This is a genomic window from Carnobacterium sp. FSL E2-0243 (genome assembly GCF_038003605.1).
Classification (GTDB): Bacteria; Bacillota; Bacilli; order Lactobacillales; family Carnobacteriaceae; genus Carnobacterium; species Carnobacterium maltaromaticum.
In genome coordinates, this window is the sequence record NZ_JBBOPM010000001.1 from 206286 (window position 1) to 221091 (window position 14806).

General features: G+C 35.6%; 16 protein-coding genes and 1 other annotated feature. Of the genes, 10 read left to right on the plus strand and 6 right to left on the minus strand.

Going from position 1 to position 14806, the window contains the following annotated elements; genetic code table 11:
* The first annotated feature begins 35 nt into the window (after positions 1-35).
* The 10 genes from MHI00_RS00870 (at position 36) to MHI00_RS00915 (ending at position 9416) form a co-directional block, all read left to right on the plus strand.
* Complete coding sequence (locus MHI00_RS00870; protein ID WP_015077806.1) at positions 36-1151, plus strand: PIN/TRAM domain-containing protein; 1116 nt, start codon at positions 36-38, stop codon at positions 1149-1151.
* 249 nt (positions 1152-1400) lie between these two features.
* Complete coding sequence (ispD, locus tag MHI00_RS00875) at positions 1401-2099, plus strand: 2-C-methyl-D-erythritol 4-phosphate cytidylyltransferase (protein WP_287431505.1); 699 nt, start codon at positions 1401-1403, stop codon at positions 2097-2099.
* Complete coding sequence (ispF, locus tag MHI00_RS00880) at positions 2099-2572, plus strand: 2-C-methyl-D-erythritol 2,4-cyclodiphosphate synthase (protein WP_341110223.1); 474 nt, start codon at positions 2099-2101, stop codon at positions 2570-2572. The genes ispD and ispF overlap by 1 nt, the downstream gene beginning before the upstream one ends.
* Before the next feature lie 148 nt (positions 2573-2720).
* On the plus strand, positions 2721-4193 hold the full coding sequence (gene gltX / locus MHI00_RS00885) for a glutamate--tRNA ligase (RefSeq protein ID WP_010051986.1): 1473 nt from the start codon (positions 2721-2723) through the stop codon (positions 4191-4193).
* A gap of 58 nt (positions 4194-4251) precedes the next feature.
* Positions 4252-4474, plus strand: a binding site (T-box leader).
* Positions 4475-4834: 360 nt separating this feature from the next.
* Positions 4835-5344 (plus strand): serine O-acetyltransferase EpsC, encoded by a 510-nt coding sequence (gene epsC / locus MHI00_RS00890; RefSeq protein ID WP_015077802.1) that lies wholly within the window; start codon positions 4835-4837, stop codon positions 5342-5344.
* Positions 5345-5503: 159 nt separating this feature from the next.
* Positions 5504-6913: a cysteine--tRNA ligase gene (cysS, locus tag MHI00_RS00895; RefSeq protein ID WP_341110230.1), complete on the plus strand. Its 1410-nt coding sequence runs from the start codon at positions 5504-5506 to the stop codon at positions 6911-6913.
* A gap of 1 nt (position 6914) precedes the next feature.
* A complete protein-coding gene (locus MHI00_RS00900) occupies positions 6915-7337 on the plus strand; it encodes a Mini-ribonuclease 3 (RefSeq protein ID WP_010051989.1) in 423 nt (140 codons plus the stop codon).
* Between the two features lie 97 nt (positions 7338-7434).
* Positions 7435-8193: a 23S rRNA (guanosine(2251)-2'-O)-methyltransferase RlmB gene (rlmB, locus tag MHI00_RS00905; RefSeq protein ID WP_016356678.1), complete on the plus strand. Its 759-nt coding sequence runs from the start codon at positions 7435-7437 to the stop codon at positions 8191-8193.
* A 38-nt stretch (positions 8194-8231) separates the two neighbouring features.
* Entirely contained in the window at positions 8232-8774 is a 543-nt protein-coding gene (locus MHI00_RS00910; protein WP_332552848.1) for an NYN domain-containing protein, read from the plus strand.
* Positions 8775-8834: 60 nt separating this feature from the next.
* The gene (locus MHI00_RS00915) at positions 8835-9416 is read left to right on the plus strand and encodes an ECF-type sigma factor (protein WP_056999229.1); all 582 of its coding nucleotides are present in this window, start codon (positions 8835-8837) and stop codon (positions 9414-9416) included.
* A 302-nt stretch (positions 9417-9718) separates the two neighbouring features.
* Here MHI00_RS00915 and MHI00_RS00920 read toward each other — a convergent pair whose 3' ends face one another.
* The 6 genes from MHI00_RS00920 to MHI00_RS00945 all read right to left on the minus strand — a co-directional run bounded on the left by MHI00_RS00920 (position 9719) and on the right by MHI00_RS00945 (position 14718).
* Positions 9719-9985, minus strand: coding sequence for a carnobacteriocin-BM1 immunity protein (locus MHI00_RS00920; RefSeq protein ID WP_010051996.1), 267 nt, complete (start codon positions 9983-9985; stop codon positions 9719-9721).
* Positions 9986-9999: 14 nt separating this feature from the next.
* Complete coding sequence (locus tag MHI00_RS00925; protein ID WP_010051997.1) at positions 10000-10185, minus strand: class II bacteriocin; 186 nt, start codon at positions 10183-10185, stop codon at positions 10000-10002.
* A gap of 394 nt (positions 10186-10579) precedes the next feature.
* Positions 10580-11560 carry a polyprenyl synthetase family protein gene (locus MHI00_RS00930; protein ID WP_010051999.1) on the minus strand — a complete coding sequence of 327 codons (981 nt, stop codon included), beginning with the start codon at positions 11558-11560 and terminating at the stop codon, positions 10580-10582.
* The gene (locus MHI00_RS00935; protein ID WP_010052001.1) at positions 11557-12114 is read right to left on the minus strand and encodes a Gx transporter family protein; all 558 of its coding nucleotides are present in this window, start codon (positions 12112-12114) and stop codon (positions 11557-11559) included. Before MHI00_RS00935 ends, MHI00_RS00930 begins: the two co-directional genes overlap by 4 nt.
* A 50-nt stretch (positions 12115-12164) precedes the next feature.
* Entirely contained in the window at positions 12165-12647 is a 483-nt protein-coding gene (locus MHI00_RS00940; RefSeq protein WP_010052002.1) for a NusG domain II-containing protein, read from the minus strand.
* A 208-nt stretch (positions 12648-12855) separates the two neighbouring features.
* Entirely contained in the window at positions 12856-14718 is a 1863-nt protein-coding gene (locus tag MHI00_RS00945; RefSeq protein WP_010052003.1) for an FAD-dependent oxidoreductase, read from the minus strand.
* Positions 14719-14806 lie beyond the last annotated feature (88 nt).

Genomic DNA, 14806 nt, shown 5'->3' on the forward strand with positions numbered 1-14806 from the left:
CTTTAAAATTAGAACGTATAGAAGGAGGAATTTCTTTGACAAAAAAAATCATTACCGCAGTTTTTGCCGTTGTTGGCGGAAGCATAGGAGCAAGTTTTTTACCAGATGTCTGGAGCTTATTTAATGTAACAAATAGTTTTCTTAACAATACTTTCACAAATATTATTATTGGTGCAATTATATTCTTACTTTTCTCATTGGTTCTTGTGAAGTATGTTGAGCGCGGTGTAAAAAAAGCAGAGGTGTACTTGAGTCAACAAAGTGCTGCATATCTCTTATTTGGGAGCTTAGGTACAATTATAGCCTTATTGTTAGCCTTCCTAGTAACAATGCCTTTAATGGGCTTAAAATGGCCAGTGCTAAGTACAATTCTACCAATTATTATTTATATGGTGTTTGCTTATTTAGGATTCCGTATTGGGACTACTAGAAGAGAAGAATGGCGCAAGCTTATTCAACCACGAGCTAAAAAAAGCAATGAAGAAGATGCAAATGGTAAAGTTTTAGAGCGCAAATTTGATGATGATTTCCGTAAATATAAAATTTTAGATACAAGTGTCATTATTGATGGTCGAATTTATGATATTGCTAAGACTGGTTTTATTGAAGGAACATTAATGATTCCTAATTTTGTTTTGATGGAGCTACAATATATCGCTGATTCAGCAGACAGTTTAAAACGTGTCCGAGGTCGTCGTGGCTTAGATATTTTAAATGCTTTACAAAAAGAATCTGATATTCAAGTTGAAATGTATGATGGAGATTTTGAAGATATAACTGAAGTTGATAGCAAATTAATCAAATTAGCGAAACTTTTAGATGGCGTTGTTGTGACAAATGACTACAATTTAAATAAAGTCAGTGAATTTCAAAATGTTCCAGTTCTAAATATTAATGAGCTAGCAAATGCCGTTAAACCAGTGGTTATCCCTGGTGAAAACATGAATGTTATGGTAGTAAAAGCTGGAACTGAGCGAAATCAAGGTGTGGCTTATTTAGATGATGGAACAATGATTGTTGTTGAAGATGGACAATACTATATGAATAAGAGTATTGAAGTTGTTGTGACAAGTGCATTGCAAACGGCGGCTGGTCGTATGATTTTCGCTAAGCCTGTTCATGCTCAAAGAGGAATTAAGGAAAAAGAATAAAATAGATTCGTTTTATGGAAGAAAGATGAAATTTCGAGGTGACAAAAAGCGTCACATCAAATTTCCCTATTCTTCAATCGAACTTGAGCGAACTCAACAAACTTTTTATCAAGGCTAGTTCTTATGATCCAACTCTTCGGAAAAAAGATAAATTCTCAAAAAAGTAAAAAGACACTTTTCTTTGAATTTCCTATTTTTCTGCCAGAGTTAACCAGCTCAACAAACTTTTTATTCAAAGGAGTGATTTTAGTGGGCTATGAGCTAGTATTGTTGGCAGCAGGGCAAGGTAGGCGTATGAAGGCTTCTAAAAATAAAATCTTGTTGCATCTATTGGGAAAACCAGTAATTGAGTATGCTTTAACTACTTTTGTTAATGATGCCGACTGTCAGCATATTGTTTTGGTTGTTGAAAAAAAGGAAAAAGAATTGATTGAAGCAGTGTTAGCTCAAAATGAATTTGCTGGTAAAGTTCCTATTACCGTTGTCATTGGTGGAAAAGAACGGCAAGATAGTGTATATAATGGGTTACAATACTTAAAAAAACAGACGGGTGTGGTATTGATTCATGACGGGGCTCGTCCTTTTTTAGAAGCTAATTTAATCAAAAAACTCTATCAAAAAGCTCAGCGAACAAATGCAACTATAGTCGGTGTACCTGTTAAAGACACCATTAAAAAGGTTGTGGAAGGAAAAGTTGATCAGACAATTCCAAGAGAGGAATTATGGCAAATTCAAACTCCGCAAGCTTTCCAAATATCTTTTATTCAAGAAGTTCATGAACGTGCTAGACAAGAAGGCTTTTTTGGAACAGATGATGCGTCTTTAGTTGAACATTACGGACATGCTGTGGAAGTCACGGAAGGCAGCTATATGAACATTAAATTAACAACACCAGACGATTTAGTGATTGGTGAAGCTATTTTGAAGATGAAGGAGAGAGGTAACTAATGCGGATTGGTCAAGGTTATGATGTTCATCAATTAGTTGAAGGGCGCGATTGCATAATTGGTGGTGTGAAAATACCTTATGAGTTAGGTTTATTAGGTCATTCTGATGCAGATGTCCTTGTGCATGCCATTATCGATGCTCTATTAGGTGCAGCCGGAAAAGGAGATATCGGTCATTTTTTCCCTGACACAGACGCCCAGTTTAAAGATGCAAATTCTCGAGAATTATTTCGTGAAGTTTGGGCGATTCTTAAAACCGAAGGATATTTCCTGGGAAATATTGATGCAACAATTATTGCAGAAGCGCCTAAAATGCAGACATATTTAGAAGAAATGAAACAAAATATTGCTGCTGACTGTGAATCCGATAGCAGCCAGATTAATATAAAAGCTACTACATCAGAAAAAATGGGATTTGTTGGTCGAAAAGAAGGCATTGCTGTGATGGCAGTTTGCTTACTAGGAAAAAAATAAGGTCCATTTAAACTAGTTGTGAAAGTAACATATTCTGAGATTAAGTGAAGATATTCAAAACAAACGTCTTCAGCCTTCTCTCAAAGTTAAATAAGTGTTAAAATAAAGAAGAGAACACAATTCAAAAAAGAGAAAAGAGGAATTGACTATGGCTAAAAAAGTTCGTGTACGTTACGCACCAAGCCCAACAGGACATTTGCACATTGGAAATGCCCGTACTGCACTATTTAATTACTTATTTGCGCGTCACAACGGTGGAGATTTTATTTTAAGAATTGAAGATACAGATGCAAAAAGAAATATCGCAGATGGTGAATCTAGCCAATTAGATAATTTGACATGGTTAGGAATGGATTGGGATGAAGGTCCAGATAAGCCAGGGAACTATGGCCCTTACCGTCAATCTGAAAGAGGATCTATATATAATCCATTAATTGAACAACTTCTACTAAGCAACCGTGCGTATAAATGTTACTGTTCAGAAGAAGAATTAGAAGCAGAGCGTGATGCTCAAAAATCACGTAGCGAAATGCCACATTATAGTGGGAAATGTGCGAGCCTTACACCAGCTGAACAAGCTGAAAAAGAAGCGGCTGGATTAACTCCAGTTATTCGTTTCCGTGTACCTCGTGATACAACTTATTCTTTTGACGATTTAGTTAAAGGACCAATTAGTTTTGAATCAAGCAGTATTGGTGGAGATTTTGTTATTGCCAAACGTGATGGTATTCCAACCTATAACTTCGCAGTAGCAGTTGACGATCATTATATGGAAATCAGCCATGTATTACGTGGTGACGATCATATTGCAAATACACCGAAACAATTGATGATTTACGAAGCATTTGAGTGGACACCACCAACTTTTGGTCATATGACTTTAATTATCAATAGCGAAACTGGTAAAAAGTTAAGCAAACGTGACGAAAGTATCTTACAATTTATTGAACAATATCGTGATTTAGGTTATTTACCAGAAGCGATGTTTAACTTTATAGGTTTACTAGGTTGGTCACCAGTTGGAGAAGATGAAATTTTCAACCAAGCAGACTTCATTAAAATGTTTGATCCTGAGCGTTTAAGTAAATCACCAGCAGCCTTTGACGGTAAAAAACTAGAATGGATTAACAACCAATATGTAAAAGCGACAGATTTAGATACATTAACGGACCTATCTTTAGTACATTTAGTAAAAGCAGGTTTAGTTGAAGCCAATCCAACACCTGAAAAAATTGAATGGGTGCGTCAACTAGTGAGTTTATACCATGAACAAATGAGTTATGGTGCTGAAATCGTTGAATTATCTGAGTTGTTCTTCACAGACACTCCTAAACTAGACGATGTTGCCAAAGAAGTTTTAGCAGGCGAAACAGTACCAGTCGTTTTAAATGCTTTCCATAAAGTACTTGGTGAAATTGAATTATTCGATGTTGCTAGCATTAAAGCAGGAATCAAAACAGTTCAAAAAGAAACAGGAGTTAAAGGTAAAAACTTATTTATGCCAATCCGAGTTGCCGTTACAGGCCAATCACACGGACCAGAATTAGGCGAAACAATCGAATTATTAGGACGCGAAAAAGCGAAAGCCCATTTAGAAGCAGCTATTGCAAATTTAGGCTAAACGTAGTACTATAGTCCTTAATCAAATAAACGAGCAAATTAAAGTAAGATTATGAATAATAAAAGCAGTGATGAGAAAAGTAGTTTAGCGAATGTCCAAAGAGAGTCTGTGTAGGTGAAATCAGACGTCAGAAGCTAAATAAAGTGCCTCTCGGAGTTGTCCTAGTGAAGTTTAAAGTAGCTAAGACCGGTTCACACCCGTTAACCTGTTTGAGTTAATTACCCTTAATTAGGCTAATTAAGAATAAAAGTGGAACCACGCAATTAGAAGGCGTCTTTTGTATACATACATAGGTATGTGTATAGAGGGCGCCTATTTGTTATGATTTGCCAGGATTGCCATGATTCTTGTTGCTTTGCCATGATTCTTGCTGCTTCAGCAGCTTAGAAGCATGGTATGCATCGGCCGCAGGACGACTGTAATCCGAAAAGGTTTATATTCTGTTGCTTAGAAGAATGGTACACATCGGAGAAATAAAAGGAAGCAAAGTCTCCATAAAGTCGCTCTGTACGAATTCACTAAAGGATGAAATCCTTAAGTTCATTAGCAACTTTGGTCCTTAAAGGATAAAATCCTTAAAATACAGACTATTTTTTTTACTAAAACCAGCATCATATACAATCCAGAGGAGATGAGAAAAAATGTCTATTCGTGAGGAAATTTCTGTTATTAAAAAAAATGATCCCTCCGTTAAAAGTACACTTGAAATACTTTTAACCTATCCGGGTTTTCATGCAGTTTTAAACCACCGTTTGGCGCATTTTTTCTATCGGCATAAACTCTATCTTCTAGCTAAAATACTAGCTACGATCTCTCGATTTTTCACAGGAATTGAAATTCATCCAGGTGCAAAAATAGGAAGACGTTTATTCATTGATCACGGGATGGGTGTGGTCATTGGAGAGACGGCAATCGTAGGGGATGATGTTATTATTTTTCATGGTGTAACCCTTGGAGGTACAGGTAAAGAGACAGGACAGCGGCACCCAAAAGTTGGAAATCATGTCTTATTGTCAGCCCATGTTCAAGTGTTAGGCCCCATTGAAATTGGAGATTATGCTAAGATTGGCGCTTCTGCAGTTGTTTTGAAGTCTATTCCAGCTCATACTACAGCGGTTGGAATTCCTGCTAAAGTTGTAAAAGTGCGCTAACTGAATAATAAGGTTTTTTAAGGGCTTAATTTGCCAGATAGTTGTTTTGACTTTTTAGATTCTTTTTTCTAAACTAAAGGCAGGTTAAACAAAAGAATTTCTATTTTCTTGCCAGAGCTAATCCAGGTCAACAAACTTTTTATTTAAGGAGATGAGAAAATGTTAAAAATATACAATACAATGACTCGTGAAAAAGAAGTATTTGTTCCTTTAACAGAAGGGCAAGTTAAAATGTACGTTTGTGGTCCAACTGTTTACAATTATATTCATATCGGAAATGCACGGAGCACTGTTGCTTTCGATACGGTTCGTCGTTACTTTGAATTCCGCGGGTACCAAGTTCAATTTGTTTCTAATTTTACCGATGTAGATGATAAAATTATTCAGGCAGCAAAAGAATTGAATATCACAGCGCCAGATGTTGCCGACCGTTTTATTGAGGCTTTTTATACAGATGTGACAGCTTTGGGTGTTGAGAAAGCTACGAAAAACCCAAGAGTAATGGAAAATATGCCTGATATTATTGAATTTATCCAAGTATTAATAGATAAAGGCTATGCCTATGAGTCAGATGGTGATGTTTATTATCGAACACGAAAATTTAAGAACTATGGTAAACTTAGTGATCAGTCAATTGATGAGTTAGAAATTGGTGCGAGTAACCGTTTAGAAAAAATAGAAAATGAACGAAAAGAAGATCCTGTCGATTTTGCGTTATGGAAATCGGCTAAAGCAGATGAAATTAGTTGGGAATCTCCTTGGGGTGCTGGACGTCCAGGTTGGCATATCGAGTGTTCAGTTTTGGCAACAAAATATTTAGGTGATACAATTGATATTCATGGTGGTGGTCAAGATTTAACGTTCCCGCATCATGAAAACGAAATTGCTCAAAGTGAAGCAAAAACCGGACATCCATTTGCTAATTACTGGATGCATAATGGTTTTGTGACAATGGATGAAGAAAAAATGAGTAAGTCTTTAGGAAACTTTGTTTTAGTTCATGAGCTAATTAAGCAAGTTGATCCTCAAGTATTACGTTTTTTCATGGCAACAACTCATTATCGACGTCCGATTAGCTACAATGAGGCAACTATATCAGAAGCTAAAAATAATTTAAATAAAGTTCAAATGGCAGCGAGCAATCTTCATTATCGCTTAAGTGATGCAACGATAGAATTGCCGACAGATCAAGACTATTTCCAACAATTAGCAGAATTTAAACAGACTTTTATCACTGAGATGGATGATGATTTTAATGCGGCTAATGGAATTACTGTGATTTATGAGTTAGCTAAGGTTATGAACATTTATAGTGAACAAGCTGAAGTGTCTAAAGCAGTTATTGAAGCTATGTTAGGGCTGTTTAAAGAGTTGCTTCAAGTTTTTGGAATCACTCTAGAAAATCAAGCTGAACTATTAGATGAAAATATTGAACAATTGCTAAGCGAACGAACTATAGCTAGAGCAGAGAAAAATTTTGCTAAAAGCGATGAGATTCGGGATTTACTAAAAGCAGAGGGCATTATCATTGATGATACTCCCCAAGGAACGAGATGGAGACGAGAATAATATGACAACTGAAAAAGATTGGTCCCTACTGAATGGTTTAGCGTTGGCTTACATTGGTGATGCAATATACGAAGTGTATATTCGTGATTATTTAATTCAATCAGGTAAGACGAGACCTAACCAATTGCACAAATCAGCAACAAAATATGTTTCAGCTAAGGCTCAGAATGCATTAATGCAACAAATGTTAGCGGTGGATGGGTTATTAACCGAAAATGAAATTACAATGTACAAACGTGGCCGAAATTCTAAAAGTCACACGTCGGCTAAAAATGCTGATATCACTACGTATCGAGTTGCAACTGGTTTCGAATCACTAATGGGCTATCTGCATTTATCTAAACAAACTGAACGAATGGAAGAATTAATTCAATGGTGTATTCAACAAACAGAGGAGGACCAAAATGAGCAATCAAAAAAGTAACTTTGGCAAAAAGGTAACGCAACAAAATCGTCGTCCTAGTAAAGCACACAAACCCAAGCGTGATGAAAACCGCGGTCGCAAAGAAATTGAACAAGTCATGGACCAATCTGAAATAGAAGAGGATCGTGATTTAGTTGCTGGTAGAATTCCGGCAATTGAAGTCTTAAAATCAGAACGCGATATCAATAAAATCTTTTTACAAGAAGGTTTAAGTGGTTCTAAAATATCTGAGATTTTAGGTTTAGCTAAAAAAAGAAATATCCAAGTTCAAATGGTACCAAAATCTAAACTAGATACGCTAGTAGACGGTATGAATCACCAAGGAATTGTTGTTGCCGCAGCGGCATTTCAATATGCCGAATTAGATGATTTATTTGCAGCGGCAGCTTTGAAAAAAGAAGATCCCTTCTTTATTATCTTAGATGGTTTAGAAGATCCTCATAATTTAGGATCAATCATGCGAACAGCTGATGCTAGCGGAGCCCATGGGATTATCATACCTAAACGACGTGCTGTTGGTTTAACTGCAACGGTTGCTAAAGCTTCAACAGGTGCAATTGAACATGTACCAGTTGTCCGTGTTACAAATTTAGTTCAAACAATTAACGAGCTAAAAGACCGAGGCGTTTGGTTATATGGAACGGATATGAAAGGTCAAGATTATCGCCAATGGGATACGAAATTACCAATTGCTGTTGTTATGGGAAATGAAGGCAAAGGAATTTCTAGATTGGTCAAAGAACAAATGGATGGCATGGTCACAATACCAATGGTTGGACATGTTCAAAGTTTAAATGCGAGTGTCGCAGCAAGTTTATTGATGTATGAAGTTTACCGTGGTCGTAATGCGCTATAACTAAAAAATAGTAAGAGGGAAGGGGTGAATCAAATACTATGAAAAAAGATCTTTTAATCATCGATGGATATAATATGATTGGTGCTTGGCCAGAATTGGTTAAACTGAAAGACCAAGATCAAATGGAAGATGCTAGGGACAGTCTGTTGCATCAGTTATCAAATTATCAGCGTTATGAGGGAATTGAAATTTGGGTAGTATTTGATGCACAACTCGTTCCTGGTATTCAAAAGTCCTATCAAAGATATACAGTCACAGTTATCTTTACCAAAGAAGGAGAAACTGCGGATAGTTTTATTGAACGGATAGTATCAGAGAAAAACAATCGATTAACCCAAGTGACAGTAGCAACTAGCGATTTAGCCGAACAGTGGCTTGTTTTCTCTAGGGGAGCACTGCGTAAATCTGCAAATGAGCTCTACAAAGATTTGAAAGAATCGAATAAAAGCATCAAAATGGAAACTGAAAAATTCCATTCCCAAACGATTAGACGTAATTCACCATGGGATTTGGAGCAATTAGTAGATTTAGAGCAGCTGTTAAGTCAACTTTCTGAAAAAAAAGACAATAGAAATTTATAACTTTTAAATTTTATTGTTTATTTAAAAGAGTATGTAAGCGTTATACAAAGGAGTGTTGGGATGACAAATGAAGAAAAAAAGAAAGTACCGGATGCGGAATTAATCAAGGGAATTAAGGGTGGGGATACTGAATTTTTCGAACAATTATTTCAGCGTTATCGATTTTTAACCTTAAAAATTTCTAGAAAATATAATGTCATTGATTATGATCAGGATGATATCATGCAAGAAGCTCGCATTTTATTTTTTCAAGTGATTCATGAACATCAAGTTGAAAAAGGCATGAGTTTTGGAAACTTGTATAAAATGAAATTGCAGCAATTTTATTTTAATTTAATTCGGCGTCAAAATGCAATAAAGCGTAAAGGCAATAAATTTTTAGGATCACTAGATGAAGTTCGTGAGACGAACTCCAGTGAAAATTACTTATATGCACCTCAAAAAGATGCGACACCTGAGGCACTTTTATTGGCTCGAGAAGGTGAACATCGATATTATCAATTACTTAGTCTATATGAAAAACAAGTCCTTTTAGCACATACAAAAGGCTATGAAATCGAAGAAATTGCAACTTATTATGATAAGAGTATTCAATCAGTTAAAAACGCTCTTAGTCGATGCCGAACAAAATTTAATGACTAAATCTGGTGACAGAACTTTCCAATTCGAATTAATCTAGTAACGTGATAAAAACTAAAAAAGCTAAGCTAATCAATCGATTTGCTTAGCTTTTCTTGATATAATACTTAAATTATTTAGAAATGTTGAAATCTTGGAAAACAGATAAATTGTTAGATATCAATAGGATTTTTGCATAAAGTATTTCTATAAATAGCCATCGAACATCTTTAAGTAAAGTTATAGTGTGATGACTATAAAAATAAGGAATGCTGATTTACCATTATTCCTTATTTTTTAGGATTTTAACTCATCTGGAACTAAAGTTAAAACCCTGACCAAGCTTTAGGTGTTTGAACTAATGCTAACAGTTTTACTAGATCGTCAGGAACCCGAAAGTTATGTTGAATAGAGTACATACTAATAGCTGGCTGTAATTCTTTTTTATAATCGTAAAATAGTTCTCCATTAATTGATGTTTCTTGTATTCTCATAAGAAGTAAAGAAAGTTTTTTATCATTCTTAACATCCGTATTATCAAGTGCGCTCTTAACTAAAGCATAGATTTTATTTATTTTTTCATCTTTTATCATAACTAGATACCTCTTTAATGTCCCATTCCTGCTAAACTAGAAGCCCATCCACCGATAACTATTCCAGTAATAGCTTGTTTGTTTTCTGCCTTGTTTACCCAACATTTCTCTTTGTTACAATAAACACCATTGCCATAAGAGATAGCTCCACCATTAATTTGTTGCATTTCTTTTTTATTTAGTTCTTTAACGCTTTTCATGTACATACACTCCTTATAAAGTATTTAGTAACAAGTTTACTGTAGCATAAATAATTAACTCGTTGATAAAATCATCCTGAACCATGGATAAACGTATCTCGAACGAGGCTAAGACCTTTTTTAATTTCCATAGAAATGATATTAGTTGATAAACTTACATAAACAAAAGCTCGTGAATAACAAACATATAAAAATAATAAATGAGTTTGTTTTTCAAAAGGACATAGCGATGAATGACTAAAAACAAATATAAATCATTCTATTTCAAACCCCAATTTCTTCTTAAAGATGCTTCATTGATTTCCTGTCTTTCAAAAATGTCGGATTTTGGTTGGGATCCCCAAAAGTTAAAAAGAGAGAATAAGCTACGAAATATGTAGCTTATTCTCTCTTTTTAATCATAACGAGTTAGTAAAGAACGAGTTAATTGAATAATAATAGCTTTTTCAGGAGTTTCAGGTAATTTAGTTAATTCTTTTAAAGCTTTGGTGGTATATTTTTCTGCTAACTCTTGTGCAGCGGCCAAGCCACCTAAATCAAGAACTAATTTATGAACGATTTGAGTATCGTCATTTGTCATTTGATCTTTTTTATCTAAATACGGTTTAAATTTTTCAGGATATTTGCGAAGAGCGAATATTAAAGGTGCACTATAAACGCCTTGCCGAACATCTTCTAAAACAGGTTTTCCAAATATATTTGCGTCTTGAGAATAATCAAGAATATCGTCCATAATTTGAAATGCCATTCCAATATGATTCCCAATATGGTAGCATGAACGCGCAAATTTTTCAGATGTGCCACTTTCTAAAGCACCAGAATAACAGCTAAGAGCGAATAACTGCGCTGTTTTACCTGAAATTTGAGTCAAATATTGGCGTATTGTGATTTTTTGATTATAACGTAGATGCATTTGATCTAGCTCACCCATTAAGATTCGTTCCATGCCACGAGTGTCAATTTGAATACTTTCAAGAGAACTTGAATAACGAGCTAATAATTTAAAACAAACGGTAAATAAGTAATCACCGGCGTAAACAGCGACATCCTTACTGTATTTTGCTTGAATGGTTGGCGTTCCTCGGCGCATAGGCGAATCATCAACAATATCGTCGTGGATTAAGGTTGCCATGTGTAAGATTTCTAAAGCAGCAGCAACAGCACGAGCTTTTTCAGCATCTTGATCCGGTCCGAAACGTGAAAACAATAAAGAATAGGCAGGTCGTAAAAGCTTTCCGCCAGAATGGATTAAAGCCAAGATTGTAGCTTCGATTTCTTTATTGCGAATTTTAATATTTTTTTCGATGAGTTCAACGGTTTTTTCCAGCTCCATCTGCAGTTCTGGATAAGTGTCCCACATAGGATGAATCTTCATTTGTGTTCTCCTTTCGTTTGTTGGTCAAAACGACCGTAGACAGCACGAAAGTTTCGTAAAGTCTCAACATGTTCTAATAAGTAATTTGCAGCAATTCCAATAGCCACACCTGCTAAAATCCCCATAAAGGATAGCACTGGTAAATAAAGCATGACGGTCCACGTTTGAGCAATCCAACTGGCGACAGCCAATTGACCAATATTATGAAGAATACCGCCTGTAGCGCTAATCCCAATAATACTGACCCGTTTTGGTCCTAATTGTTTAACAATCAACATCCCAAAGTAGCTTAGTAACGCACCTGCGCAACTATATAAGAAAGTTGACAAGGTCCCACCTAGTAAGGTTGTTAACAATAGGCGCATCCAAACAACTGTAAAACTATCTTTAAAGGGTAAGGTGAAGATAGCGATAATAGTAATTAAATTGGCCAAACCTAATTTAGCACCAGGTGCAAAAGCAAAGGGGAAAGGAATGCTTCGTTCGATTAAACCAATCACAACCCCTTGGGCTGCCAATAAAGCTATATAAACTAATTTTTGATTTTTGGTCATAGAAGGTCTGTCCTTTACGTGTAATTTATCAAGTTAAAATAGAAGTCTAGTTACTTATTTGCTAAGAGGGTATCGAGTCCACCAAAGGAAACCATTCCGCCATCGTTAATTCCATCAGTAGAACGAACTTCGACAATTAATTTGTGAGGCAAACACAAAATTGTTTCGCCAGGTTTTGAAATGGCTCCGAAACTTCGTACACAAACTAAATCATTACAATCAGCATCAATCATCCGAATGGTTTCATCTTTGATTTCTAATAAATTGAAATCACCATCTTCATCTTCGTAACGATAAGTATCGGTACCGGTATGTCCAGTTAATACAATTTGTTTAACTTCTTTGCCATCTGCTGAAATATGTGCAATCAATTGTCGTTCCCCACTTGGAGAATCTGTCTCAGCTGTAGCTTGGTTCAGGTAAAAAAGACCTAAGGGTAGAAAAGAGCCGATGGTCAGGACTAAAATAATAATAATATCCCAACGACGTATCATTTTAAAATAAGGAATTAGTGCTTTAAACTTTGTTTTCATTTATATATCACTCCTATAGTAATGGCTATTTTAAAGGGGAAGCTGTTATTAAATGCATATAGCTAAGTATAAGAAAGATGGGGCTATTTAGCAATAGTTTCCCATTGGAATTAGGCGATAACTCTTCAAATATGTAAGATATTGATTTTATTAAAAAAAAGAATGGTTAAGGCAGTCAAGTAACTGCCTTAACCATTAATTAAATGATTTATTTATCACCGTATAGAGATTTAGGTGTACCATACCACCATTTTCCGGCAACTTTTTGTACCCAAGGGATAACATAGTAATCTAAACCAAAGGCACGTCCAGAACCATTCATTAATGCTAATGCGGCAAAGATAAACCAAATATTTACCCAGTAGAACATTCCTGATAAAGCAAAACTTACAACTAAAGCAATTGTTGCAGCGTTAGCCAACCAAGTGAATAAACCAGCGATAATTGCAAGTGCAATTAATAATTCAATAATTGTCATAGCTTTTTGGAAGAACAAAGCAACATCAGCTGTTGGCAACATTTTTTCCATCAACCATTCAAACCATTTAGGTGCTTTATCGAAGACCATCATAGGTTCTTCGCCATAAGCATAACTAAATCCAAAGATAGGTTTTGCAACTTCTTTAACTTGTTCAACTGCTTCAGAAGCACCAGAAGTAGTTTCTGCTTGTAACCAAGCAAATGGAAGTTTTACAGAATCTGTAAACCAAGATTCTCCGCCGAACCAGCCGAAGGTTTTCTTACCAGCTTCAAGGAGCCACATGCTACCATAGAAGATACGAAGTGGAACACTCCATAATACGTTACCGTAACGTGACAAGTGACCACGGAAAATATTACGATTGTCTTTAATGTGGAAGAATTCATGCATAATGTATTGGAATGCATAATATCCAGAACGAATATCAAAGAAATATTTCAAGTTAACAATATGTTTCATTAAGATAGCTAAGAAACCACTTAAGTGAATTTTATTGAATAGGCAAGCAACACCGTAACGCGAACCGATAGAAACCATGAAACCTTGGTAGTTTCCTTTATAAGCGTGTTTTTCAGTTCCCTCAATATCTGCAATTAAGTTAGCAGCAGCAGTGTGTGCTGTACATTCAGCAGCTTGAACGATTTGAGGAGTTGGTGTATTTTCAAACTCTTCAAAGTAAACTAAATCGCCAATCACATAAACGTTTTCTAAATCTTTAGCTTCCATATATTGGTTTGCTACAAGACGTCCAGCACGAGCAGCTTCCATACCGAATTCAGCAGTATCAGAATTTGCTTTAACACCAGCAGTCCAAATTAATGTACTTGTTGGAATTGTTTCGCCAGATTTTAAAACGATATGATCTTCTTTAACTTCAACAATTGGTGCATCCGTTAATATTTTAATGCCTTTTTTAGTCATATAACGTTCTGCTTTACCAGCGTCGTTACGATCTAACATATTTAAGATTGTTGGAGCAGCTTCAACAACAATTAAAGAAATTTCGTCAGCAGAAATTTTATTGTCTTTTGCTAAGCGGTCTTTCCATTCCAATAATTCACCAACCATTTCAATCCCAGTAAAACCAGAACCACAAACAGTAAATGTTAGCATTGCTTTACGTTTAGCGGCATCACGAACTTTAGCTGCTTTAGCAACCGTTTCTTCAATGTGCCCACGTAATTTCATTGCATCTTCCCATGACCATAAAGTAAATCCGAATTCTTTAACGCCAGGAGTACCAAAATCATTTGGTTCGCCACCCATACCTAAAACAAGGTAATCGTAGCTATAGCTACCGTGTTCTGTGGTAACTGTTTTAGTATCATGATCCACATTTGTTACATTATCTGTCACTAAATTAACATTTTTCAAACGACAGAATAATCTTTGTAAATCATATTGAACTGCGGTAGGCTCAACACGAGCGCCTGCAATTTCGTGTAGTTCAGTCATCATTGTGTGATAAGAATGACGATCAATTAAAGTAATTGTAACGTCCTTATTTTTTTTGTATTTCTTTGCTAGTTTTTTAGTTGCTGCAACTCCAGCATAACCAGCGCCGATAACAACAATATTCTTTCCAGTCATTTTTTTCTCTCCTTTTCCAATAAATATAATATGATAAAATAAGTGCAACTATAAGATTTATAGTTAAAAGGTTCACAACCTTATTGAT